This is a genomic window from Bifidobacterium sp. SKU (assembly GCF_026016405.1).
Taxonomy (GTDB): Bacteria; Actinomycetota; Actinomycetes; order Actinomycetales; family Bifidobacteriaceae; genus Bifidobacterium; species Bifidobacterium bifidum.
This window is the reverse complement of sequence record NZ_CP092890.1, coordinates 1720979-1745372: the sequence shown is the minus strand read 5'-3', so window position 1 is coordinate 1745372 and position 24394 is coordinate 1720979. Positions and strand designations below refer to the sequence as shown.

The 24394-nt window shown below is 62.7% G+C and carries 19 protein-coding genes and 1 tRNA gene; 15 read left to right on the top strand and 5 right to left on the bottom strand.

The window, feature by feature from the left end:
• The first annotated feature begins 18 nt into the window (after window positions 1-18).
• The 10 genes from MMB49_RS07460 to MMB49_RS07415 all read left to right on the top strand — a co-directional run bounded on the left by MMB49_RS07460 (window position 19) and on the right by MMB49_RS07415 (window position 11678).
• Window positions 19-948: an ABC transporter ATP-binding protein gene (locus MMB49_RS07460; protein WP_047270765.1), complete on the top strand. Its 930-nt coding sequence runs from the start codon at window positions 19-21 to the stop codon at window positions 946-948.
• Window positions 948-2603: a hypothetical protein gene (locus tag MMB49_RS07455; RefSeq protein WP_047270763.1), complete on the top strand. Its 1656-nt coding sequence runs from the start codon at window positions 948-950 to the stop codon at window positions 2601-2603. Before MMB49_RS07460 ends, MMB49_RS07455 begins: the two co-directional genes overlap by 1 nt.
• A gap of 58 nt (window positions 2604-2661) precedes the next feature.
• Window positions 2662-4125 (top strand): D-alanyl-D-alanine carboxypeptidase/D-alanyl-D-alanine-endopeptidase, encoded by a 1464-nt coding sequence (locus MMB49_RS07450; protein ID WP_022173721.1) that lies wholly within the window; start codon window positions 2662-2664, stop codon window positions 4123-4125.
• Window positions 4126-4137: 12 nt separating this feature from the next.
• Complete coding sequence (tilS, locus tag MMB49_RS07445) at window positions 4138-5256, top strand: tRNA lysidine(34) synthetase TilS (RefSeq protein WP_047270760.1); 1119 nt, start codon at window positions 4138-4140, stop codon at window positions 5254-5256.
• Window positions 5243-5800 carry a hypoxanthine phosphoribosyltransferase gene (gene hpt, locus MMB49_RS07440; protein WP_003816281.1) on the top strand — a complete coding sequence of 186 codons (558 nt, stop codon included), beginning with the start codon at window positions 5243-5245 and terminating at the stop codon, window positions 5798-5800. Before tilS ends, hpt begins: the two co-directional genes overlap by 14 nt.
• A 6-nt stretch (window positions 5801-5806) precedes the next feature.
• Window positions 5807-7900: an ATP-dependent zinc metalloprotease FtsH gene (gene ftsH / locus MMB49_RS07435; protein WP_003814772.1), complete on the top strand. Its 2094-nt coding sequence runs from the start codon at window positions 5807-5809 to the stop codon at window positions 7898-7900.
• A 140-nt stretch (window positions 7901-8040) separates the two neighbouring features.
• Window positions 8041-8607, top strand: coding sequence for a GTP cyclohydrolase I FolE (gene folE / locus MMB49_RS07430; protein ID WP_003816279.1), 567 nt, complete (start codon window positions 8041-8043; stop codon window positions 8605-8607).
• A 65-nt stretch (window positions 8608-8672) separates the two neighbouring features.
• Window positions 8673-9545, top strand: a complete 873-nt coding sequence (folP, locus tag MMB49_RS07425; protein WP_013363793.1) for a dihydropteroate synthase — start codon at window positions 8673-8675, stop codon at window positions 9543-9545.
• Between the two features lie 82 nt (window positions 9546-9627).
• Window positions 9628-11142, top strand: a complete 1515-nt coding sequence (gene folK / locus MMB49_RS07420) for a 2-amino-4-hydroxy-6-hydroxymethyldihydropteridine diphosphokinase (protein WP_047270756.1) — start codon at window positions 9628-9630, stop codon at window positions 11140-11142.
• A complete protein-coding gene (locus tag MMB49_RS07415) occupies window positions 11139-11678 on the top strand; it encodes a DUF3180 domain-containing protein (RefSeq protein ID WP_047270753.1) in 540 nt (179 codons plus the stop codon). The genes folK and MMB49_RS07415 overlap by 4 nt, the downstream gene beginning before the upstream one ends.
• Window positions 11679-12203: 525 nt before the next feature.
• On the opposite strand, the gene MMB49_RS07410 is transcribed toward MMB49_RS07415, so the two are convergent.
• On the bottom strand, window positions 12204-13109 hold the full coding sequence (locus tag MMB49_RS07410; protein ID WP_003814782.1) for an acyl-CoA thioesterase: 906 nt from the start codon (window positions 13107-13109) through the stop codon (window positions 12204-12206).
• A 382-nt stretch (window positions 13110-13491) separates the two neighbouring features.
• Here MMB49_RS07410 and MMB49_RS07405 point away from each other — a divergent pair, with 382 nt between their 5' ends.
• Window positions 13492-16830 (top strand): family 20 glycosylhydrolase, encoded by a 3339-nt coding sequence (locus tag MMB49_RS07405; protein ID WP_047297638.1) that lies wholly within the window; start codon window positions 13492-13494, stop codon window positions 16828-16830.
• Window positions 16831-17027: 197 nt separating this feature from the next.
• Here MMB49_RS07405 and ettA read toward each other — a convergent pair whose 3' ends face one another.
• The gene (gene ettA, locus MMB49_RS07400; RefSeq protein ID WP_003814786.1) at window positions 17028-18707 is read right to left on the bottom strand and encodes an energy-dependent translational throttle protein EttA; all 1680 of its coding nucleotides are present in this window, start codon (window positions 18705-18707) and stop codon (window positions 17028-17030) included.
• A gap of 270 nt (window positions 18708-18977) precedes the next feature.
• Between ettA and MMB49_RS07395 the strand changes: the two genes are divergently transcribed.
• On the top strand, window positions 18978-20576 hold the full coding sequence (locus MMB49_RS07395; protein ID WP_229940956.1) for a hypothetical protein: 1599 nt from the start codon (window positions 18978-18980) through the stop codon (window positions 20574-20576).
• Between the two features lie 150 nt (window positions 20577-20726).
• Here MMB49_RS07395 and MMB49_RS07390 read toward each other — a convergent pair whose 3' ends face one another.
• From MMB49_RS07390 to MMB49_RS09685, 3 genes are all read right to left on the bottom strand, one after another.
• Window positions 20727-21404: a DUF3800 domain-containing protein gene (locus tag MMB49_RS07390; RefSeq protein ID WP_003814794.1), complete on the bottom strand. Its 678-nt coding sequence runs from the start codon at window positions 21402-21404 to the stop codon at window positions 20727-20729.
• Window positions 21405-22149: 745 nt separating this feature from the next.
• Window positions 22150-22797, bottom strand: coding sequence for a pyroglutamyl-peptidase I (gene pcp, locus MMB49_RS07385; RefSeq protein WP_003816272.1), 648 nt, complete (start codon window positions 22795-22797; stop codon window positions 22150-22152).
• 40 nt (window positions 22798-22837) lie between these two features.
• Window positions 22838-22972, bottom strand: a complete 135-nt coding sequence (locus tag MMB49_RS09685) for a 5-oxoproline transporter, DUF979 family subunit (RefSeq protein WP_014760551.1) — start codon at window positions 22970-22972, stop codon at window positions 22838-22840.
• 458 nt (window positions 22973-23430) lie between these two features.
• Here MMB49_RS09685 and MMB49_RS07375 point away from each other — a divergent pair, with 458 nt between their 5' ends.
• From MMB49_RS07375 to MMB49_RS07365, 3 genes are all read left to right on the top strand, one after another.
• Entirely contained in the window at window positions 23431-23727 is a 297-nt protein-coding gene (locus MMB49_RS07375; protein ID WP_054828686.1) for a hypothetical protein, read from the top strand.
• The gene (locus MMB49_RS07370) at window positions 23651-24238 is read left to right on the top strand and encodes a YdcF family protein (protein WP_229940957.1); all 588 of its coding nucleotides are present in this window, start codon (window positions 23651-23653) and stop codon (window positions 24236-24238) included. The genes MMB49_RS07375 and MMB49_RS07370 overlap by 77 nt, the downstream gene beginning before the upstream one ends.
• Window positions 24239-24278: 40 nt before the next feature.
• A tRNA-Asp gene (locus MMB49_RS07365) sits at window positions 24279-24352 on the top strand.
• Window positions 24353-24394: the final 42 nt, after the last annotated feature.

The following is a 24394-nucleotide window of genomic DNA, read 5'->3' as shown; positions in this document are numbered from 1 at the left end:
ATGGTCTATGCTTGAGTCATGAGTATAGACAATCAGCCGCAGATTGGCGGTTTTCCCGCGCGTGCGGCATCGTCATCCGTCCCCTCCCGTCCCGCGGTTGCGACACTGCCGCCGCCCGACCCGCGCGCGGCGGTCTCCATTCGCGGCCTGTACAAGCGCTTTGACCGCAAGATTGCGGTCAACGGACTGTCCCTCGACATCCCGGTCGGCTCGTTTTTCGGCCTCGTCGGCCCGAACGGCGCGGGCAAGACGACCACGCTCAACATGGTGACCGGCCTGCTGGTCCCCGACGCCGGTACCGCGATGATCCTCGGGCAGGACGTGTGGCAGGACGTCAACGCCGCCAAACGTGAGATCGGCGTCATGCCGCAGCCCGACCAGATATTCGACCGGCTCACCGGAATGCAGCTGCTGATCTATTCGGGCATGCTGCGCGGCATGAAGCGCGATGTGGCGCACAGTCGCGCCGGCGACCTGCTGAACGCCTTCGATCTGGTTTCCGCCGCGGACACGATGGTGTCCGATTATTCCGCGGGCATGACCAAGAAGATCTGCCTGGCGTCCGCGATGATTCACAGCCCGCGCATCCTGGTGCTTGATGAGCCGTTCGAGTCGGTCGACCCGGTGTCCAGCGCGAACCTCAAGGACATCCTCGCCGAGTACGCGTCCACCGGCGGCACGGTCATCATCTCCTCGCACGTGATGTCGCTGGTGGAGAAGATGTGCACGCACGTCGCCGTCATCAACGCCGGGCAGGTCCGCGCGGCGGGCACGATAGAGCAGGTGTCGGCCGGCGAGGACCTTGAGGAGCGGTTCCTGCAGCTGGTCGGCGGCCGGCATGCCGCGGCCAAGCTGTCGTGGCTCGACGGCGGATACGCGGCGAACGGCGTCGCCCCTGCCGACTCGTCTGCGCCCACCGCCCCGTTCCCATCGCCCGAGGAGTCATGATGGAAGTCGTTTTGACCATGGTGCGTCTGCGCTGGGCGCTCACCCTTGCCACCCTGCGCAAGTCGACGTGGCAGACCATCGGCTATGTGCTCGGCATCGTATTCGGCATCGGCGCCCTTGTGGGAGTCGGCGCTCTCGCGTGGTTCCTCGGCGGCCCCGTATTCGATATGGCGGGTCATCACATCCCTGCGGGGTGGATGTACGGGGTGCTGCACGTCGCGGTGATGTACGGGTCGACGTTCGCCGGCTTCATCATCCTGTTCATTCAGTTGATGCTCGTCGGCGACGGCTCGACCATGGCTCCGCACCGGTTCGCGCTGTACGGCATTCCCGACCGGAAACTGCAGCTCGGCATGCTGCTCGGCGGCCTGAGCGGTCTGCCTGCGATCTGTGGCACGCTGGCACTGATGCTGTGGTCCCTCGCATACCGGTGGATGAGTGTGGGCATGGTCGTCATGCAGCTCATCGCCGCCCCGCTGGCCATCATCACGATGATGTCGCTGGCCAAGCTGGTCATTTCGGCATCGACGACGCTGGTGCGCTCGAAACGTGGCAAGAACGCGTTCTACCTCATCGCGATGATCGTGTTCATTGTGCTGTGCCAGCTGCCGAACATCATCGTCAACCCCGCCGATTCCGGCAGTCTGTATGATTTTCCGTCATTGACGGATCTGAGCGTGGCCGACGCTCTGAGCTGGACCCCGTTCGGAGCCGCGTTCCAGTTGCCGTACGACCTATTGACCGGTAACCCGCTCCTGTTCGTGGCGCGTCTGGCGATCCTGGCCGTCACGTGGGTGGTGTGCTTCGTCGGCTGTGTCTGGTGCCTGCGTCATGACCGCGTGACCGCGGGTGCGCCCGAGCGTGCCGCGAAGGTCCGCGGCATCGGCGCGTTCGGCTGGATGCCGGACAGCACGTCCGGCGCGATGTCCGCCCGTCTGCTGACGTATCTGCGCCGCGACCCGCGTCAGATCCTGCTGTTCGTGATGCCCGTCCTGTTCGTGGCGTTGTTCGCGCTCCAGTCGCGTGGCATCACGATCGTGATCTGGCAGGGTCTGATCTGGGGCGGATGGATGATGCAGATGACCGAGGGCAACGGCCTGGCATACGACGGCCGCGGTTTCACGATGGAGGTGCTGGCCGGCGTGCGCGGCTGGGACGACCGTCGGTCCCGCATGCGGGTGTTCGCGTCCATCAACGTGATATATATGGTGGTGCTCGGTCTGGCCTGCTTCGTGTTGACCGGCGATTGGCGCACGGCTGACGGCCTGCTCCTGGGCGTGACGTTCATCTGTCTGGCGTTGGGTGTCTCGTTCAGCAGCATCGGCGTCGCGGAGATCACCAACTGCTCGCTGATGTATCCGGTGCCGTCGATGGACAAGCCGTTCTCCACGCCGCAGGGCCGTGCCGTCGCCCAGGGATTGTTCCCGTTCGTGCAGCTTTTCGGCTGTCTGATTCCGATGCTGCCGACGATTCTCGTCGCGATCGTGCTCGTTGTGGCCGATATGGGCGGTTGGCTATGGGTCATGGCGCCGGTCGGTCTCGCCAATGGCGTGGCGGCCATGGTCATCGGTTCATGGCTTGGCGGTAAGCTGTTGGATGCGCGCGCGATCCGTGTCGTCCAGACGTTGGATTCGTTCGCGTCGCTGCAGCGCTGAGCCGGTTCGGGCGGCGCCCTTGCGGCGATGATGTAACGTCTGTCTAAGGAGTTCGCTCGTGGCATCAAAGGCTGCGGCCCGACATCATATGATTCGGCATCTGCCGATGACGCGGCGTACCGTCACCGTCGCGGTGTCCGCCGTCGTCGCCGTTGCGGTGATGGCGGGGTATTTCGTGGCTGACATCTATGACGTGGCACCTGGCATCCTGACGTTGCGGGGAGTGGACAGCGTCGCGATTCCCGACCCGCAGGACGCGCTCACGGGCGGCACGGTCGCCGCCGGCGTCGACGCGTCCATGCCCGTCGACGCCCAGGCCGCGAAGACCATCCTCGACGAGTTCTCCGCCAGCGAGGGCGTGGGCAAATCCTTCTCGCTGGCCATCGCGGACGGCAAGGGCAACATCGTAGCCGAGCATGACGCCATGATTCCCCGCCAGCCCGCATCGACCCTGAAGACACTGACCGCGTTCGCGGCGGCGACCACGCTGGACATGGGCTCCACGCTCGACACCAAGACCTATCTCATCCAGGGCGACGACAACCGCAAGACCGTGGTGCTGCAGGGTGAGGGCGACATGCTGCTGTCGGACGGGGAGAGCGATCCCTCGCACATCAACGGCCATGCCGGGCTGGGCACGCTGGCGCAGCGCACCGCCGAGGCGTTGAAGCAGCGCGGCATCACGCAGGTCGACCTGCTGTACGACGATTCGCTGTTCGGGCAGGATCGTACGCCGGCTGGCGTCACGGAAAACAACGCGGAGCACCGGTACTATACGGCGATCTCCACGATGGCCGTCGACGGCGGACGCACCTGGACCGACATGGTCAAGCCGGCCAATCCCGACGATTCCAGCCAATACCCGGTGCTGTCCCAGCAGCCTGCGCTGGACGCGGCGACGACCTTCGCGAAGCGGCTCGCCGACAACGGCATCACCGTGATGTCCGGGCCGACCGCGGGCGCGGCGCCAAGCGGCACTTCAGCGCTGGCCTCGGTCAGCTCGGCGCCGCTTAACGAGGTCATGGCGTTCATGCTGAGGCATTCCGACAATACGCTAGCCCAGCTATTCGGCCGTCTGACGGCGCTCAAGCGTCAGGCCGGCAACAGCATCAAGACCGACACGCAGGCCGTCGCCGACACGCTCGCCGAGCAGGGCATCGACACGTCCGGCCTGCAGATGGCCGACTGCTCCGGTCTGACGCCGGGATCGAAGGTCAGCGTGACCACGCTGATCGAGATGCAGGAGCGCAATCTCACCGCCGGCATCGCTACCGCGGCGGCGGAGGGACTGTCCATCCCCGGCCTGGTCGGCACGGCGAGGAACCGTATCGTCACCGGCCCGGACAACGGCCTGTTCCGCGTGAAGACCGGCAGCCTCGACGCCGTGACCTCGCTCGCCGGCAACGTGTCCCGCGTCAAGGGCGGCGTGCTGTCGTTCGCCGTGATCGTCAACGACCCGGAGAACCAGTGGTCGGCCATCGAGGCGATCAACGTGATGGCCGCCAAACTGGCCAAGCTGTAAAGGTTTCGACCCATGCCATATACCGCTGTGATGCGTGCCGCGATCGGCCGGATGCGATCCATGCTGGTCGATCTGGGACTACCTAGGCAGGATCCGCGCTTCGCCGAGCACGGCGATCATACCCCCGCGCCCGATGCCCCGCTGGTGCTGGTGGCCTGCTCGGGCGGTCGCGATTCGATGGCGTTGGCGGCGGTGGCCGGCATCGTGTGCGCGTCGTGGGGCATCAGATGCGGGGCCGTCGTGGTCGATCATCGGCTGCAGGAGCATTCGGATGAGGTGGCTCAGTCGGCGGCACGGCGATGCTGCGGGCTGGGGCTCGCCCCGGTCACGGTGGTGCCGGTCGAAGTGTCGGGGGACGGTCACGGCGTTGAGGCCGCGGCCCGCGACGCGCGATACCGTGCGCTGGCCGATACGGCCCGACGGGAATCGGCCGCATGCGTGCTGCTCGCCCACACCGGCGACGACCAGGCCGAAACCGTGCTGATGGATGTGCTGCGGTCCTCCGGACTGGATTCGCTCGCGGGGATGCCGCGGATCGTCGAGCGTGACGGCGTGCGGTTCGCCCGCCCGTTCCTGCGTCTGACCCGCGCGGACACGACCGGCATCTGCGAGGACCTCGGGATCACATGGTGGGATGACCCGACCAACGGCGACCATATGGCTGCGGACGAACCGTTGCCGGACGATTTCCCGTTGCGCTCGCGCGTCCGCCACACGCTGATTCCCTATCTGAACGCGTTCGCCGGCGGCGATATCGTGAGCAGGTTCTGTGACGGTGCCGAACTCGCATCCATCGAGAAGTCGTATCTCGACGGTATCGCGGAATCGGTTGCGGCGCACGCGGTGACGTTCGCCGGGGATTCGTGCGGGAGCGTCGACGGAGACTGCGAGCTGCTGCGGATCGACGCGAAAGCGTTGGCGCGGGAGCCGCGGGCGATCAGATTGCGCGTGATCGCGCACGCGCTCGCGGCGGTCGGCATCGAGGCCGGGTTCCGTCACGTCGACGCCGTCGACCGGCTGATCTCGCAGTGGCACGGTCAGGGTGCCGTGGCACTTCCCAGCGGTCATTCAGCATTTCGTCGGAAACACGTCATTCGCGTGTGCCAAGATGGTCTCCATGCAAATCGCTGATGTTCAAGACGAGATCGACCATGAGCTGATCACCAAGGCTCAGATCGCAAGCAAGATACACGAGGTGGCGGCGCAGGTAAGCAAGGACTATCAGGGGCGTGACCTGCTGCTGGTCGCGGTGCTCAAGGGTGCCGTGAACACCATCGCCGCGTTCTCGCAGGCGCTGAGCATTCCCGTGCAGATGGATTTCATGAGTCTTTCGAGCTACGGGTCGGGCACCGAATCGAGCGGGACGATCGCCATACGGCAGGACCTGTCCTGCGATGTCCGCGGTCGGCACATTCTTATCGTCGAGGATATCGTTGATTCAGGGCGTACCTTGGCATGGCTCGTCGAGGAACTCAAGCGCCGCGGCGCGGCGTCGGTGGAGATATTCGCGCTGCTGGAGAAGCCGTCGCGCCGCGAAGTGGACGTCGACGTGCGGTATCGCGGCTATGAGATTCCCGATGAGTTCGTGGTCGGGTTCGGCCTGGACTATGACGAGCGATTCCGCAATCTTGACTCCATCGCCGTGTTGAAGCCCGAAGTGTATCAAGGAGAATAATCAGGTATGAGCTATCCTCAAGGCCCTCAGCAGATGCCGCCGAGTGGCAATGGCAACCGCGGCAACGGCAATCCGTTCAAACGCAATTCGCCCAACGACCCCAACGGCAACCAGAAGGGAAACAACTCAGGCGGCCCGCAGCCGTTCTGGAAGTCCCCGTGGCTGTGGGGCGTGCTGCTGGTGGTCATGGCGGTCGCCGGCTTCCAGCTGTTCGCCGGCGCCGGCACGCAGACCATCGACACCAAGGACGGCTTCGCCCTGCTCAAGACCGAGAACGTCGCGTACGCCAAGATCATCGACAACAAGCAGCTGGTGCAGCTTGAGCTGAAGAGCAACTTCACGAAGACCGATCCGGACACGAACAAGCCGCACAACTACGGCAAGAAGGTGCAGTTCTACTATACGTTCGCGCAGGGCGCGCAGGTCGTGCAGGCGGTCGAGAAGGCCGACCCCTCCAAGGGGTGGACCTCTAACATGCAGCAGACCAGCATGGTCAGCTACCTGATCAGCTCGATATTGCCGTTCATCATCATGATCGCCGTGTTCTGGTTCCTGATGAGCCGCATGGGCGGCGCGTCCGGCATGTTCGGCATGGGCGGCAAGAAGAACAACGGCAAGCTGCTCGAAGGCCAGACGCCGTCCACCAAGTTCTCCGACGTGGCTGGCGAGGACTCCGCCGTGCAGGAGGTCGAGGAGATCAAGGACTTCCTCAAGGATCCGTCGAAGTACAAGGCCCTGGGCGCCCGCATCCCGCGCGGCGTGCTGCTGTACGGTCCTCCCGGAACCGGCAAGACGCTGCTCGCCCGTGCGATCGCAGGCGAGGCGGGTGTGCCGTTCTATGCGATGGCGGGCTCCGACTTCGTCGAGATGTTCGTCGGCCTTGGCGCCTCCCGCGTCCGTGACCTGTTCGATGAGGCGAAGAAAAACGCCCCGGCCATCATCTTCATCGACGAGATCGACGCCGTCGGACGCAAGCGTGGTTCCGGCATGAGTGGTGGTCACGACGAGCGCGAGCAGACGCTGAACCAGCTGCTCGTCGAGATGGATGGCTTCGACAGCGACACCAACCTGATCATCATCGCCGCGACCAATCGCCCCGACGTGCTCGACCCGGCATTGCTGCGCCCCGGCCGCTTCGACCGTCAGGTGTCGGTGGAGGCGCCGGACCTCGAAGGCCGCGAGGCCATCCTCAAGGTGCATGCCAAAGGCAAGCCGTTCGTGCCGGACGTCGATCTGCACATGGTCGCCGTGCGCACGCCGGGCTTCACCGGCGCCGATCTGGCCAACGTGCTCAACGAGGCCGCGCTGCTGTGCGCCCGTGCCGGCGCCCAGCTGATCGACAACCGTGCCATCGACGAGGCCATCGACCGCGTCCAAGCCGGCCCGAAGCGTCAGTCGAAGGGCATGGCCCTCAATGAGCTGCGCAACACCGCATACCACGAGGGCGGCCATGCACTGGTCGCCGCCGCACTGCACAACACCGATCCGGTGACCAAGGTGACGATTCTGCCGCGTGGCCGTGCGCTCGGCTACACCGCGGTCATGCCGACCACCGACCGTTACTCGCAGTCGCGCAACGAGCTGCTCGACCAGATGGCGTACGCGATGGGCGGACGCACCGCGGAGGAGGTCGTGTTCCACGATCCGACCACGGGCGCGTCGAACGACATCGAGAAGGCGACGAAGATCGCCCGCACCATGGTCGTGGAATACGGCTTCTCCTCGAAGCTCGGCGCCATTAAGTGGGCCGACACCGACGACCAGAGCGCCGATTTCGATGGTCTTGCGCCGCACAAGTACTCCGAGCGCACCGCCGAGGTCATCGACGAGGAGGTGCTCGGCCTTGTCGAGACCGCGCACACCGAGGCATGGAACATCATCAACGACAACCGCGATGTGCTCGATGAGCTGGTTCGCCAGCTGCTCGTCAAGGAGACGCTGAATGAGAAGGAACTGGCCGCGATCTTCGCGAACATCAGGAAGGCTCCGGAACGTCCGGTGTGGCTGTCCGACCAGCGCCGTCCCGATTCCGACAAGCCTCCGGTGGAGATTCCGGAGTCGCTCAAACGTTCCGTCGGCATGAAGCCGGGGGAGCGGTGATTTCGTGCCCGTGCGCCCGACGGTCCCGCAAAGGGGCTCGCCGGGCGCACGGGTGTTTGCCGTTTGACGGCAAACGGTGTGCCTGCCCCGGTTCGGCGGGCATGACGACTATATAAGTGGTGAGGGAAGCTGGAGGATATATGGCGATTGACGAAGAGGGCGTGCGCAAGGCCGTACGGCTGTTCCTGACTTCGATCGGCGAGAATCCCGATCGCGAGGGTCTGCTGGAGACGCCTGACCGTATCGCACGTGCCTGCGAGGAGATTTTCTCAGGGCTCGGACGCAGCCCGCAGGAGGTGCTGTCCAAGCGTTTCCCGGTCGAGACCGATGAAATGGTGCTGGTGCGCGACATCGAGCTGTTCTCGGTGTGCGAGCATCATCTGCTGCCGTTCCACGGCGTCGCGCATGTCGGCTACATCCCGTCCAACGGGCAGGTCGTCGGATTGAGCAAGCTCGCCCGACTGGTGGAGCTGTACGCGCGTCGCCCGCAGGTGCAGGAACGCATCACCCAGCAGGTCGCGGACGCGCTGATGGAATACGCGGACGCCAAGGGCGTCATCGTCGTGACCGAATGCGAGCACATGTGCATGGCGATGCGGGGCGTGAACAAGCCCGCGTCGCGAACCATCACATCGGCGGTCCGCGGCGTGATGCGCACCCCGGCCACCCGTGCCGAGGCGATGAGTCTGATCATGGCCAAGCACTGATCCGGCTCATCGCCGTGACTGGTCGGCATCGCCGCCGTTTCGGCGATTGACGGATAGGAGAATTCATGACTGAACTGCAGCGGTTGCATGATACCGACTGCACACTGCTGATGGGTGTGCTCAACATCACCGAGGACTCGTTTTCGGATGGTGGCCTGTGGCTGGATCCGGGCAAGGCCCGCGACCACGGCGACGACATGCTGCATGCGGGAGCCGACATCATCGACATCGGCGCGGAATCGACGCGCCCCGGCGCCAAGCGCGTCAGCGAGAAGGACGAGCTCGACCGTGTGACCGGTGCCGCGAAGGCGCTGATCGCCCACGGAGCGGTCGTCTCCATCGACACCACACGCTCTGCCGTGGCGCAGGCCGCGCTGGATGAGGGCGCGCAGATCATCAACGACGTGTCCGGCGGACGACTGGACCGAGATCTGCCGCACGTGGTGGCCGACCATGACTGCCTGTACATCGTACAGCATTGGCGTGGCTGGCTGGCCGGGTCGAAAGGCGGCGCCGCGCCGGACGCCGACACCTCGCACTACGAACACGACGTGCTCAAGGACGTGTATGACGAGCTGATGTCTCAGGTCGATGCGGTGCTCAAGGCCGGTGTCGCCCCGGAGCGGGTCATCATCGACCCCGGTCTGGGATTCTCCAAGCCCGGCATCGAGCATAATCTGCCGCTGCTCGTCGGACTGGATCTGTTCAAGCGGTCGGGATATCCGGTGCTGATCGGAGCCTCCCGAAAGCGGTTCGTTTCGGCGGCGTTGAACGATGCCGGCATAGGCGAGCCGACGATGGACGACCGTGACAATGCCACTGCCGCATTGTCGGCCCTGTGCGCGGAACACGGCGCCTGGGCGGTCCGCGTGCATGACGTGCGCCGCAGCCGCGCCGCCCTGACAATCGGCTCCCTCTGGCGACAATACCAAAACTAACCCTCCTCCCTCAGCCGGAGGGCCGTCGGCGAAACTGACTGGGGTGGTCACCCACCACCAACCTAAACGAAAGGATGCAATCGTGGACACGATTCGCCTCACCGGCGTTCAAGGCATGGGCACGCACGGCGTGCTGGACTACGAGCACCAGCGCGCGCAGCCCTTCATCGTCGATGCCGTGCTGCATCTCGACCTGTCACGTGCCGGTTCCAGCGATGACCTGCATGACACGGTTGATTACGGGCGCGTCGCCAAACGGATCGTATCCGTCATCGAAGGCGAGCATGTCGACTTGATTGAGCGGCTGGCGGCTCTCATCGCTGACGCCGTGATAGCCGACCATCCCGCAGTCCAAGGCGTAACCGTCACCGTGCATAAGCCCAAAGCTCCGATCACCGTGCCGTTCGCCGACGTGAGCGTCACCATCGAGCGATGGCGGAGCGGACGGAATACGGACGGCAAAACTGGTCGAGCTGATGAAGGCCGTGTCACGCCCATGCACCACGCCGTGATCGCACTCGGCGGCAACAAGGGCGACGTCGCGGCGTCGATGCGGTCCGCGATCGCGGATATCGACGGCCTTGAAGGCACACAGGTGACTGGGATATCGCCGTTGTACCGCACCGCCGCATGGGGCATGCCGGATGGTACCCCGGATTTTCTCAACGCTGTCATCGAGGTCACGACCGAACTGGACGCGGCGAGTCTGCTTGGCCGCCTGCAGCATATCGAAGTTGCTCATGGACGCACGCGGGAACAACATTGGGCGTCGCGCACACTGGATCTTGACATCATCGATGTCGATGGCCTCGTCAGCGAGGACCCGAATGTGACTTTGCCGCATCCGCGTGCGTGGCAGCGGGCGTTCGTTTTGGCACCGTGGCTGGCTCTTGATCCGGCCGCCCGGCTCGCGGGCCCGCACGGGGGAGAGATTGCTGATTTGCTGCACGAGGCCGGTGACCGCGAGGACGTACATCGCATCGACGACAGTTGGATGACCGGCATGGCCGACGATGCCCTGGTGCAGCCGTCCGGCAGCGCAGCCGACATACCGCAATTCGATGGAACCGTCGACGGTTCGGCGCGGAAACCGGGCGACGGCGATACCGCTACCGTTCAACCGGCCATGCACACGGCCGTCATCTCGATGGACAGTTGCAGTAACGAGGCCGAAACCCTGTTCCGCACGGCGATTGTCGCATTGGAGGGCATTCCCGGTGATCAGGTCGAGGGCATCTCGCCGCTGTATCATGTGAGCCATCTGCATGGGTCGGATGCCATGTCGGCTGTCATGCAAATGACGTGCCGGATGGACGCGAAGGCGCTGATTGCCACGCTCGGTTCCGTTGAGGAGTCGTTGAACGGGGATGTCGACCTCGATCTGGTGGATATGCCGGGAACGGTCTGCGATGAGCCGGACTGCCGGGTGCCGTGGCCGTCAGCCCGCACCCATGCTTCGGTGCTCGCACCGTGGATGGACATGGACCCGCAGGCGCGGCTCGGCGGCGACCCGGTGTCGTATCTGCTGGCCATGGCACCCGACGCCGACCGTGTGGGACTGCTGTCCGACACTTGGATCGTAGGGAGTACGGAATGAAGATACGTCGCACCCCATGGTGGCAGTATGTCGTCGCGCTGCTGCTCGGTCTGATCGCGGGCTGTCTGCTTGTGCAGGTCAGTGAGTCCTCGGGGCTTTCGTTGTTGGGGGCGCCATGGTTCGTGTCCGTGGTGCTCCTGTTGCTGGGCATTGTCGTGCTGGTGATGGCGCTGCAGGTGCATCAGTACGCCACCACCGATCCGCAGAAGCGGGCCCGACTCAAGCCGCTCGACCCGACCAAGGCCGTGTACACGCTTATGCTGTCGAAGGCGCTGGGGCTGACCGGCGCTGCGCTGGCCGGCTGGTATGTCGGGCAGATTCTGCTGGTACTCGATCATATCGAGGCGGATTACTATGCGACGGCCGTGGCGCAATGCGCCGTCGCCGCCGTGATATGCCTGGCGGACATGGTGATCGGTATCGTCGGCGAATGGCTGTGCCGGCTGCCGCCCATGGAGGGCCCGGAGAACCCCAAGATGAAGGCCGCCAAACGCCGCCGCGGCATCGCCTCCGCCACCGCCAAAACCCGCCACTAAGCCCCTTCCCGCTGGCGGGAGGTGCCGCGTAGCGGCTGAGGGTGGTCCGGTGCCAATCAGGACTACGGATCCCGCACTCTGATCACCGGCAATCTCCGTGCCCCTTCAATAGGTGAACACCCCCGTCCGCGATAAACGGAGGTTTCGCAGGTGCAGGAATAGGATCGCCATGGAGAGAGCATGGAATCCGCGGTTCCGCTGATCGGAACGCACATTCTGTGATGGGCCGTATCCGAGAGGGAAAAGCATGAAGTCCTGCATGCACTGTGGGCAGTGCACTTGAAGCAGACGCCAAATTCTGCGCGAAATGTGGAACCAAGGTCGAGAATGCCGTACCGGTGTCTGGCCCGGCTGCCCAGACCGGTCCGGCAGTTCAAAATGGCACACCAACGACGGTTCAGCCTCATTATCAGCCGCAGCCTCATTATCAGCCTCAACCGGGATACTGGCCGCAGCCGCAATTCCCGGCACCGAACCAGTCTCAGCCCCAGCCTCGATACCCGCCCGCACTCATCGTCCGTGGCCTCACTGCTGTGGCACGCGGATCATGGCCTCCTGCGCCATCGCGGCGACGAGCTCGCCGTCCTGCGTGTACACCTTGGCCACGCCCAGTCCACGCCCGTGCGCGGCGGTCGGCGTATCCTGCACGTACAGGTGCCACTGGTTGATGTCCACGTCGCGATACCACCACATCGAATGGTCGATCGACGCGTACGAGATGCCAGGCGTCGAGATGCTCAGCCCCGCCCTGCGCAGCACCGGTTCCATCATCACCTGATCGCAGCCGAGCGCCAGCATCGCCCGATGCATTACCTGCGGCACGTCCACCACGCCGTCGGCCTTCATCCACACCAGCTGCTTGCCTGAGTCGTGCGCCGCGCTGTCCTTGTCGGCGCCGAGCATGATGGTCGGCGTGACGTGGCGGATGTCGAACGGCGACTTCTTCGCATAGAACTTGGCGAACGGCGATTTGTCGGCATATGGTTCCATCAGCTCCTTGGCACTGGTGAGCGTTTCGGGTGCCGGCACGTCCTGCGGCATCGTATCGGAGAACTCCACTCCGGACTGCCCCTGTTCCTGGAAGCTTGCGATGGCGGTCAGGATCGGCCCTTCGGACTGCGTCACGTTGACCCTGCGCGCCGAGAACGACCGGCCGTCCCGCAGGGTCTCCACGTCGAACAGCAAATCCTGGCGTATATCGCCCGCCGCGATGAAATACCCGTGCACCGAATGGGGGAGCCGGCTGGGCGAGACCGTCTTCGACGCGGCGATCAGCGACTGCGCGATCACCTGCCCGCCGTACACGCGTCCGGTGGGGAAGTACAGGCTCTCCCCGCTGATGTAGGTATGTCCGCGGTATTCGGAAGGGTCGCCCAGTCTCAATACCTTTACCAGATGATTCAACGGTGTCGTTCCGTCTTCGTGCGTCATTGCCGCTCCCTTCCAGTGACGTGCCGGGACGTATATCATGCGGTATATATACGGTCCGTTTATATGTTCATGCTTTCGCTCGGCTCCCAGCCGGTTTCGGTACTCACAGCAGTGTAGCGTGACCAGGTAAATTCGGTCGGCCGGTTTTGTAACGAGCGTAAGCCGATGATGAACGCGATGTGACGTGGAATATGGGTGCCGGGCGTGGAAAAGGCTGGAACGCAAGGCGACATTCATGCATCTTGCTAATTTTGTTAACACAGTGTACGTTTAATCGGTGATGATGTTGTGACGGCTTTGTCTTGCTTTGCCGGCTCGGCATCCATTGGAGACGATGAAGCTCTCCTGTCATAACCGCAACAAGAGAATAAAGGAAGTTTCAATGGAGAAAAGCTCCAATAGACGTTTCGGTGTGCGTACCGTTGCGGCCATTGTAGCCGGCCTGATGGTCGGTGGCATGTGCACCGCGATGACGGCCAGCGCCGCCGACGATAGTGCAGCCGGGTACAGTGCCACGGCTCCCGTGAATCTCACCCGCCCGGCCACCGTCCCGAGCATGGACGGCTGGACCGACGGCACCGGCGCATGGACGCTGGGTGAAGGCACCCGCGTCGTGTCGAGCGATGCACTGGCCGCGCGTGCGCAGAGCCTGGCATCCGAGCTGACCAAGTTCACCGACGTGGACATCAAGGCCGCGACCGGTTCAGCGACGGGCAAAGACATCTCGCTCACGTTGGATGCATCGAAGAAGGCCGAACTGGGTGATGAGGGATTCAAGCTGAACATCGGCTCGAAGGGCCTTGAGGTCATCGGCGCGACCGACATCGGCGTGTTCTACGGCACCCGTTCCGTCTCGCAGATGCTTCGCCAGGGCCAGCTGACCCTGCCCGCCGGCACGGTCGCCACGAAGCCGAAGTACAAGGAGCGCGGCGCTACGCTGTGCGCCTGCCAGATCAACATCTCCACTGACTGGATCGACCGTTTCCTGTCGGACATGGCCGACCTGCGCCTCAACTACGTGCTGCTGGAGATGAAGCTCAAGCCGGAAGAGGACAACACCAAGAAGGCCGCCACATGGTCGTACTACACGCGCGACGACGTCAAGAAGTTCGTCAAGAAGGCGAATAACTACGGCATCGACGTGATTCCGGAGATTAACTCCCCGGGCCACATGAACGTCTGGCTGGAGAACTACCCGGAGTACCAGCTTGCCGACAACTCAGGCCGGAAGGATCCCAACAAGCTCGACATCTCCAACCCGGAGGCCGTGAAGTTCTACAAGACGCTGATTGACGAATACGACGGCGTATTCACCACGAAATACTGGCACATGGGCGCCGACGAGTACATGATCGGCACCAGCTTCGACAACTACAGCAAGTTGAAGACGTTCGCCGAAAAGCAGTACGGAGCCGGCGCGACACCGAATGATGCGTTCACCGGCTTCATCAATGACATAGATAAATACGTCAAGGCCAAGGGCAAGCAGCTGCGCATCTGGAACGACGGCATCGTCAACACCAAGAACGTCTCCCTGAACAAGGACATCGTCATCGAATACTGGTATGGTGCCGGCCGCAAGCCGCAGGAGCTCGTCCAGGACGGATACACGTTGATGAACGCGACCCAGGCCCTGTACTGGTCCCGTTCGGCGCAAGTGTACAAGGTCAACGCCGCAAGACTGTACAACAACAACTGGAACGTCGGAACCTTTGACGGCGGACGACAGATCGACAAGAACTACGACAAACTGACCGGTGCGAAGGTGTCCATCTGGCCCGACAGCTCATACTTCCAGACCGAGAACGAGGTCGAGAAGGAGATCTTCGACGGCATGCGCTTCATCTCGCAGATGACCTGGTCCGATTCCCGCCCGTGGGCGACGTGGAACGATATGAAGGCGGACATCGACAAGATCGGCTACCCGCTGGACATCCGCGAATACGACTACACCCCGGTCGATGCCGGCATCTACGACATCCCCCAGTTGAAGTCGATCTCCAAAGGTCCGTGGGAGCTCATCACCACGCCTGACGGCTACTACCAGATGAAGGATACAGTGTCCGGAAAGTGTCTTGCGCTCTTCACCGGAAGCAAGCATCTCGATGTCGTCACCCAGGTCGGCGCGAGGCCGGAACTGCGCAACTGCGCCGACGTGTCCGTCGGTCAGGATCAGCGCAACACCGCCAATGAGCGTAACACGCAGAAGTGGCAGATCCGCGCCGACAAGGATGGCAAGTACACCATCTCCCCGGCGCTGACGCAGCAGCGTCTCGCCATCGCCACCGGCAACGAGCAGAACATCGATCTGGAGACCCATCGTCCCGCCGCTGGCACCGTCGCTCAGTTCCCGGCTGACCTGGTCAGCGACAACGCGCTGTTCACGCTCACCGGCCACATGGGCATGTCCGCCACCGTGGACTCCAAGACCGTGAACCCGGCCTCCCCGTCCAAGATCACCGTCAAGGTGAGGGCCGCATCCAACGCGAACACCGGTGACGTCACCGTCACCCCGGTCGTGCCGGAAGGCTGGGAGATCAAGCCCGGAAGCGTCAGCCTCAAGTCGATTCCGGCCGGCAAGGCCGCCATCGCCTACTTCAACGTGGTCAACACCACTGGGACGGGCGACGCCACCGTGCAGTTCAAGCTCACCAACACCAAGACCGGTGAAGAGCTCGGCACCACCAGCGTGGCGCTGACCGGCAGCCTGACCAAGGACGTGGAAGCAAGCGACTACGCGGCGAGCTCTCAGGAGACCACCGGCGAGCATGCTCCCGTGGGCAACGCCTTCGACAAGAACGCAAACACGTTCTGGCACAGCAAGTACTCCAACCCCAGCGCCAATCTTCCGCACTGGCTGGCGTTCAAGGCGTCGCCCGGCGAGGGCAACAAGATTGCGGCCATCACCCACCTGTACCGTCAGGACAAGCTGAACGGCCCGGCCAAGAACGTCGCAGTGTACGTGGTGGCGGCCAGCGACGCCAACAGCGTTGCCGATGTCACCAACTGGGGTGAACCCGTCGCCACGGCTGAGTTCCCGTACACCAAGGAACTGCAGACCATCGCGCTGCCGAATACCATTCCGTCCGGTGACGTGTACGTCAAGTTCCAGATCAACGACGCATGGGGCCTCACCGAAACCAGCGCAGGCGTCACCTGGGCGGCTGTCGCCGAGCTGGCTGCGACGGCCAAGGCCACTCCGGTCGAGCTCACCGAGCCCGAGCAGCCGAAGGACAACCCCGAGGTGACGGAGACTCCGGAGGCTACGGGTGTGACCGTTTCTGGCGATGGTGTTGCCAATGGCGCGCTGTCGCTGAAGAAGGGCACCACCGCGCAGCTGACCGCGAAGGTCGCGCCGGATGACGCGGACCAGGCGGTGACGTGGGCCTCCAGCGATGACAAGGTCGTGACGGTCGACAAGACCGGCAAGGTGACCGCCGTCGCGAAGGGCGTGGCGAAGGTGACCGCGACCACGGCGAACGGCAAGTCCGCCTCTGTGACCGTCACCGTCACCGAGGACTCTGAGGTGCCCGGCCCGACTGGCCCGACCGAGCCGACCAAACCGGGTACGGAGAAGCCGACCACGAAGCCGACCACGAAGCCGAACGACGGCAAGCTCAGCGCCACCGGCGCCGACACGGCGGTGCTCGCCACCATCGCGGCTCTGTTCGCGCTGGCCGGCGGTGCGGTCGTCGCGGTTCGTCGCCGCAGCGTCCGCTGACGCTGATCGGTTCTGACCGATCAATAGCCACAGGAGGCCCCTCACCAACCGTGAGGGGCCTCCTCGTATATGTTATGCGCCATGGTCTCGCCCCCCCGGCGCTGCGCGTCACCTCCCGCCAGCGGGAGGATATTTGGCGAGGGGCCGAAAACGCGAGAAGCCCCCTTGCGGGGGCTTCTTCATGACTTAATCAAGTGTCACACGCGGGTCAGCTTCTTGTGCAGGCGGTGCGGGCGTGCCGCGTCCTCGCCGAGGCGGGCGACACGATTCTCCTGGTAGGCCTGGAAGTTGCCTTCGAACCAGTACCACTTGGCCGGGTTCTCGTCATCGCCCTCCCACGCCAGGATGTGCGTGGCGATGCGGTCGAGGAACCAACGATCGTGGGAGATGACCACGGCGCAGCCGGGGAAGCCAAGCAGCGCGTTTTCAAGGGATTCCAGCGTCTCGACGTCCAGATCGTTGGTGGGCTCGTCGAGCAGCAGCAGGTTACCGCCCTGCTTCAGGGTCAGGGCCAGGTTCAGTCGGTTGCGCTCACCGCCGGAGAGTACGCCGGTCAGCTTCTGCTGGTCGGAGCCCTTGAATCCGAAGCTCGCCACATAGGCGCGGGTCGGCACTTCGACGCCGGCCACCTCGATGAAGTCGAGTCCGCCGGAGACAGCCTCCCACAGGTTCTTGTTCGGGTCGAGGCCTTCACGGTTCTGGTCGACATAGCTGATCTTCACGGTGTCGCCGATCTTCAGCTCGCCGGATGTCAGCGGCTCCAGACCGACGATGGTCTTGAACAGTGTGGACTTGCCGACGCCGTTCGGACCTATCACGCCGACGATGCCGTTGCGCGGCAGCGTGAAGGACAGGTCGTCGATGAGCACGCGGTCGCCGAAAGCCTTGTGCAGGTGCTCGGCCTCCAGCACCACGGAGCCCAGACGCGGGCCGGCCGGAATCTGGATCTCGGAGAAGTCGAGCTTCTTGTTGTTGCGCGCCTCGTTCTCCATCTGGTCGTAACGCTCCAGACGCGCCTTGTTCTTGGCCTGACGGGCCTTGGGCGAGCTGCGCACCCATTCGAGCTCGTTCTTGAGGCGCTTGGCGAGCTTGGCGTCCTTGGCGCCCTGGATCTCCAGACGCTTCGCCTTCGTCTCCAGGTACGTGGAGTAGTTGCCCTTGTACGGGTACAGGTGGCCGCGGTCGACCTCGCAGATCCATTCGGCCACGTTGTCCATGAAGTAACGGTCGTGGGTGACGGCGATGACGGCGCCCTTGTACTGGTGCAGGAACTGCTCCAGCCACAGAATCGACTCAGCGTCGAGGTGGTTGGTGGGCTCGTCGAGCAGCAGCAGGTCGGGGGCTTCAAGCAGCAGCTTGCACAATGCCACACGGCGACGCTCGCCACCAGAGCACACGGAGACCGGGGTGTCCATGTCGGGGCACTGCAGCGCGTCCATGGCCTGTTCGAGCTGTGAGTCGAGATCCCAGCCGTTGGCCGCGTCGATCTCGGTCTGCAGCTTGCCCATCTCGTCCATCAGCGCGTCGAAATCGGCGTCCGGGTTGGCCATCTCCTCGCCGATGGCGTTGAAACGCGCGACCTTCTCGGCGATCGGTCCGAACGCCATCTTGATGTTCTCGCCCACGGTCTTGGTGTCGTCCAGCGGCGGCTCCTGCTGAAGGATGCCGACCGTGAAGCCCGGTGTGATGTAGGCCTCGCCATTGCTGACGGTCTCCAGTCCGGCCATGATCTTCAGCAGCGTCGACTTGCCCATGCCGTTCGGGCCGACCACGCCGATCTTCGCGCCCGGCAGGAAGCTCAGGGTCACGTCGTCGAGGATCACACGGTCGCCGTACGCCTTGCGAGCCTTGATCATCTGATATACGAATTCAGCCATATAATACCTAACCATTCACTAAACGTTGAAATTCCAACGTTTTGCTGGACCCTGATCCGGTAATGACACAACCGGTTTCGGGGGTGTCCCGAACGGCAGTCATTCGTGTCATCCGCCCGGCCGTTTCCGTGTCGCCACGGCCGTTCCGGTCCACGCAAAAGCACCTTGTGGATTATCCCATACGCCATCGTCATGGCGCAACAGCGCGAACGCGTGCATGCGGCGTGTCCCGACGCCGCCAGAATGAGTCCACGGGGGGGAGGGAATGTCATGAGGCGTTTCGGAAAGGCCATGGCGGCGTTGGCCGTGGCCGCATGCACATTGTTCGGGGGCGTCGCCACCTCGAACGCGGCGGATGTCACGAATAAGGACAATCCGATCACGTTGTCCAACGTGAGGGTGTCGGATGTGGGAGCGCAGACGGCGAACGTGTCGTTCGACTACAAGATCGACCCTGCGCAGGTGGACGAGATCAAGGACGTGTGCTTCTCTATCGAGGTGCAGCGTATCACCGACATCACCCCGATAGAGAAGGCGAACTCAAGTGCGAATACCATCGGGGGTACTGGATTCCCATATATCATGGATTGCAGCACGGGCGTTTCCGATGATGAGCTGACCGCAGGCTCGTACGACAGCATCTATGGCTTCCATGGCGATAAGGAGTACAAGGGCGTCTTTAACGACAATGACCTATCGACTGATGGGAGCAAGGTGGCTTTCAAGGCCTCTGGCCAATGGTTCGCCAGGTATTTCAACAAGAACTCCTGGAATGGCAAGGCTTCCGGCAGTTTTGATTTCCCATTGATTGGCTTGACTCCCAACACCGCGTATACGAACAACGCAAAGGGCTCTGATTTTCCTTCGTACCCCTATCAGGAAGTCGTTCAGGACACGTCGAACGAATTGCTGCGTAATGGCGTGCATGTGAAGACCCCGGTGGATATCCGGCAAGTCGCGCTGTACGCGCAGCCCATCTACAAGGATTCCAATACCAAGGTGAGCCATTGGGTGGAGGACAACGAGAACGCGTTGAAGTTCGTCCCCGATTTCACGACGAAGTCCGTCGCGGCTGCGAAGCCTGCTGAGACGTTGCCTGATAAGACTGACGTGAAGGCTGAGGTTGCCGGTGGCAAGGTCGAGCCGGGCAAAACCGCCCGCGTGTACATCGATAACCTGAAGGATGTGGCGAAGGGCAAGGCGGATGCGAACAGCCTGTTCTGGTACGCGTACATCTATTCCACCCCTCAGGCGTTGACCGGCCCGGACGGCGCCCCGTTCGTGACGGTGAAGAAGGAGGAGAAGACCGGCAAGTACTACTTCGACGCGCTGATCCCCTCCAACCTGCCTGACGGCGAGCACAAGATCAGCGTTCAGGACGAAAACGGCACCGTGCAGGCGTGGACCCCGGTGACCGTGGGCGACACTTCTCCCACTCCGACTCCGGTTGACAAGTCCAAGCTGAACGCGGCCGTGGGTGACGCCGCCAAGCTAGCTGAGAAGGATTACACCAAGGATTCCTGGGCTCCGTTCGCGAAGGCGCTGGCCGACGTGAAGACTGTCGCCGGTAAGCAGGATGCGTCCCAGGCTGACGTGGATGCTGCCGTGAAGGCCTTGGCTGACGCGCAGTCCGGGTTGAAGAAAGCGGAGACCGTTCCCTCGAAGCCAAGCAAGCCGGACAATGGCGACAACGACAAGCAGTCCGACAGCAACAAACCGGCTGCAACCAAGCCGTCTGCAAGTGACAAGAAGGCCGATTCCAAGAACGATGGCAAGAAACAGAGGTTGGACAAGACCGGCGTTGACGTGCGGTCGTGGCCGGTGCGCTGGTCGCCCTGGCCGTGCTGGGTGCCGGTTTTACAGCGGTGAGGAGGATCCGCTGCTAAACACGTAGCCGGTTTGCCGAACCACTGACATCAGGGGTGGGCATGTCCTTTCATGGCATGCCCACCCTTTCGTCGTATGCGGGCTGAGTGTTTTTATGCAAGCGTCTGTTGGAAACGATGCGGGAGATGGCGGTTATTTTGCTTGTTTGCGGCGTAACGCTTTGAGGTAGTTCTGTTTGAATGAGCGCCAGTCTCCGAACATTTTGTGATCGGTTTCGGTGTTTTCTCCGGCTTTGAATTTCAGCGCGGTCAATTCGATGGCGCACATGAGATCGGCTGCTTGTTCGAGGCGGTAGTCTTTAGGGTCGGCTTTGCGGTAGATGACCGCTTCCTTGGAGAGTGCATAGCCGATGGATGCCTTCAACGCGTTGGTAACGACCTGCTGTCCGTTGTCGTAATAGATCTTGATGGTGTCGTACGACTGGAATCTGTCGAGGTGTGTCAGCAGATAGTTCGCCAGGTCTCGCCGCAGCTGAGCCTCGAAACGACGTTTGTCGTTGTCGAACTCGCTTTTGCGGTGTGCGAACGTCACGTAGGTGAAGGGCAGATTCCGTGCGAGGGTGAAGAACGCGACGAACAGGCGCTTGCGGTCGGCCATGCTGAGGGTCTCGTAGTCGGCGTGCCCGTTGAGCAATGGTCCTGCGTGGAAGGGAATGTCTGGCAGTGAGGCATCCGCGAGGTGTTGCTCATAGCGTTCGATGTGGGGCATGACCGGTTCTGACTGGTCATGGAACACGAGCGTGATGAGATAGTACTTGGAGAGTTTGCCCCATTCGCCGGACTCGTCGACCATGATGCTCAACTCGCGCATCGCCGGCCTCCCCGGATGAAAAAGAAGTGCCGGGGGAATACCCCCGGCGGCTTGGAGCCTTCCTTATTGCTAAGAGAAAGCAAGCCTAGTTTACTGGTCTTGTGTGACGATGTCAATCCGTTCTCTGGGTTCAAGGGAGGCGGTGATGGTCACGGGTGGGCCAACGATGGTTTCTGGTCTGGGGTGAAACGATGAGGTTTCTGATTTTGATTGAAGCTTGTTTCGGTTTCGCCGTTGGTTCGGGGATTGGTCTGTTGAGTAGGCTGTGCCCGTGGCTGAATGGGATAGGTATGCATTTATGCTTACGGTGTTGACGTGAATCAACGGAGCAACGGGCCAGGACATGTGTCTAGTGTCATCCGTTCCGAACGCAGTGAATTGCATGATCATCTGAATGGAATCCGACTGATTGATGACACAACAGGTGACACAGTCTTGACACAAAACGCTCGGGAACCACCGGGTTGGTTCCCGACACACTTTTGTGTCAGCGGACACGCCAAGGAAACGTTGAAATAGCAACGATCACGAAGGCTGACCCATCTGAACAATAAATGCGAACCTGTTCGACCGGGTGTTTCCTCACCCGACGGTCGTCGTGGATCCCAGCGGCGAATGGATCGTGTGCGATCCCGACGGTCGGCTTCCCGATAAGTGATTCGGTCCATCTGCAGTGTGCCGACGAACCCATGAGCGGGCTCGTCGGCGGGCTGATATGTCAGTGGTTTTCGACGGGTGGGCGTGATTAGTGGGTTTCGCCCATGATGTCGGTGGCATCCTCATCGACGCTCACTGCGGCTTCGATCGCGGCCTCGATGGCCTTGGCCATTGTCGCGATTTCCATGGTGGGCGTGCCGCTCGGCTTGCCCACGCCCTGCGCGGTCGCGTACGGCACGTGGATGAAGCCACCCTTGACTCCGGGGAACCTGCGGTCGAGCAGGTACAGCACGTTGTACATGATGCTGTTGCACACGTAGGTGCCAGCCGTGTACGACATGAGCGCCGGGATGCCGCTCGCGTTGATGCGCTTGACCATGGCCTTGACCGGCAGCGTGGCGAAATACGCGGTGTCGCCATCCTCGCGCAGCGGGGTGTCGAATGGCTGCTCGCCGTCGTTGTCGGGGATGCGGGCTTCGGCCAGATTGATCGCGACCTTCTCCACGGTCACGGCCGAACGGCCTCCGGCCTGACCGATGCACAGCACGTAATCGGGCTTCTCGCGTTCGATGGCCTCCTCGACCACCATGGCGCTGCGCGTGAACACGGTCGGAATCTCCAATTTGACGACGCTCACGCCCGCGATGGATTCGGGCAGCAGCTTGACCGCTTCGAATGCGGGATTGACCGGCTCGCCGCCGAACGGATCGAATCCGGTGACCAGGATCTTGCTCATAATGGCTCCTTTGCTTGAAATATACGGATGGAATACGGTGTCACTGGGCGATGAGCATGTACACGATCTGCACGACGATCATCACCATCGCCGGCAGCACCTGCTTCTTGATCACGCCCATGCGGTCCTTCATGTCGAGCATCGCAACGGGCACGATGTTGAAGTTGGCCGCCATCGGCGTGCACGAATGGCGCGCCGCAGTAGCCGCAGGTCAGTGCGAGGATGCCAATCGCCGCCGGGTCGGCGCCATAGGCGAGCACGAACGGCGCGCCGATGCCCACGGTCATCACGGTGATCGCGGCGAACGCGTTGCCCATGATCATCCACGATGATGATCAGGATCGCATCGAGCTTGAGGGCGAACCCTATGATCACGATGACGATTCCCAGCAACACGAGATAATTCGGTTCCATATGGAAATCCTTCCTGTACTGTACACGCATGAGGTTGCGGCAGTGTGCCCGAGGCGTGTGAATAGGACAAATCTACGATTATAGGGCATCGCACATGCGGGGGGGGAAGAGACGGTGGTGGATGGCCGCCGGCGTAAGTGGTACGGCCGCAGGTTCCGCGGTATAGTGACGGGTCTCAGCGCATCGTCGAGAAGACGATGACTGGTGGGGAAGGCCGGAATGAATTTCGGCATGACGTTGGCGTCGTTGGCGGCGCTGCTGGCGGCGGCCATTGTGGGCTGGTGCGTGCTCTATCCGGCGCTGTTGATCATGGACGCGCCGCGATGGCTGCTGTCCGTCTCCTCGCTGGTCACTTTGGAAGGTGTGTGGTTCTTCTTCTCGTTCGCGGCTCTGCTGGTATATTCCACGCTGTACCGCCTGCTGCCGCGCAAACGTGTGTATGACTACATCATCATCCACGGTGCCGGGCTCATGCCGGACGGTGCGCCGACCCCGCTGCTGCGGGCGCATCGATAAGGCCGTGGCGTTGTGGGAGAAGCAGGGCAAGACGGGCGTGTTCGTCGCCTCCGGCGGACAGGGGAGCGACGAAGTGGTGTCCGAAGCCGAATCGATGCGGCGGTACCTGACGGAAAGCCGCCATGTTCCCGCCGACGCGGTGCTCATGGAGGACCGTTCCACCACGACCATGGAGAATCTTCGTTTTTCGAAGGAGATCATGGATGCGCGCAGCGGCGTGCAATCGGTTCCCGGGCGCCGTGGCCTCGCCTACCGTTGCGCGCTGGTCACCAGCGATTACCATGTGTTCCGAGCCAGCGAATACGCGCATCATATCGGGCTGAAGGCGGATGGGGTCGGCAGCCATACGCGTGGCTACTACTGGCCCACGGCGTTCATCCGGGAGTTCATAGCCGTTGCCAAGGCGCATTTGTGGCCGTACTGTGCGCTCGCCCGGCCGGGCATTGACCGGTTGCCGTGTGCGACCGGTCTTTATCGGGCGCTTGGCCGCGACACGCCCGTGGTCGAGTAATCCTGTATTATATTCTTTTGTGCCCGATGACGGCACGAACGGCCCCGTAGCTCAGTTGGTTAGAGCGCCGCCCTGTCACGGCGGAGGTCACCGGTTCAAGTCCGGCCGGGGTCGCTTTTTCTTTTTCTGCTCAGTTTTTTCTCCGCACTGCGGCTG

Coding starts and splice junctions, on each gene's coding strand:
- MMB49_RS07460 (WP_047270765.1), top strand. CDS start 19: ATGAGTATAGACAATCAGCCGCAGATTGGCGGTTTTCCCGCGCGTGCG.
- MMB49_RS07455 (WP_047270763.1), top strand. CDS start 948: ATGGAAGTCGTTTTGACCATGGTGCGTCTGCGCTGGGCGCTCACCCTT.
- tilS (WP_047270760.1), top strand. CDS start 4,138: ATGCCATATACCGCTGTGATGCGTGCCGCGATCGGCCGGATGCGATCC.
- hpt (WP_003816281.1), top strand. CDS start 5,243: ATGCAAATCGCTGATGTTCAAGACGAGATCGACCATGAGCTGATCACC.
- ftsH (WP_003814772.1), top strand. CDS start 5,807: ATGAGCTATCCTCAAGGCCCTCAGCAGATGCCGCCGAGTGGCAATGGC.
- folE (WP_003816279.1), top strand. CDS start 8,041: ATGGCGATTGACGAAGAGGGCGTGCGCAAGGCCGTACGGCTGTTCCTG.
- folP (WP_013363793.1), top strand. CDS start 8,673: ATGACTGAACTGCAGCGGTTGCATGATACCGACTGCACACTGCTGATG.
- MMB49_RS07415 (WP_047270753.1), top strand. CDS start 11,139: ATGAAGATACGTCGCACCCCATGGTGGCAGTATGTCGTCGCGCTGCTG.
- MMB49_RS07410 (WP_003814782.1), bottom strand. CDS start 13,109: ATGACGCACGAAGACGGAACGACACCGTTGAATCATCTGGTAAAGGTA.
- MMB49_RS07405 (WP_047297638.1), top strand. CDS start 13,492: ATGGAGAAAAGCTCCAATAGACGTTTCGGTGTGCGTACCGTTGCGGCC.
- ettA (WP_003814786.1), bottom strand. CDS start 18,707: ATGGCTGAATTCGTATATCAGATGATCAAGGCTCGCAAGGCGTACGGC.
- MMB49_RS07395 (WP_229940956.1), top strand. CDS start 18,978: ATGAGGCGTTTCGGAAAGGCCATGGCGGCGTTGGCCGTGGCCGCATGC.
- MMB49_RS07390 (WP_003814794.1), bottom strand. CDS start 21,404: ATGCGCGAGTTGAGCATCATGGTCGACGAGTCCGGCGAATGGGGCAAA.
- pcp (WP_003816272.1), bottom strand. CDS start 22,797: ATGAGCAAGATCCTGGTCACCGGATTCGATCCGTTCGGCGGCGAGCCG.
- MMB49_RS09685 (WP_014760551.1), bottom strand. CDS start 22,972: ATGGCGGCCAACTTCAACATCGTGCCCGTTGCGATGCTCGACATGAAG.
- MMB49_RS07375 (WP_054828686.1), top strand. CDS start 23,431: ATGAATTTCGGCATGACGTTGGCGTCGTTGGCGGCGCTGCTGGCGGCG.
- MMB49_RS07370 (WP_229940957.1), top strand. CDS start 23,651: ATGACTACATCATCATCCACGGTGCCGGGCTCATGCCGGACGGTGCGC.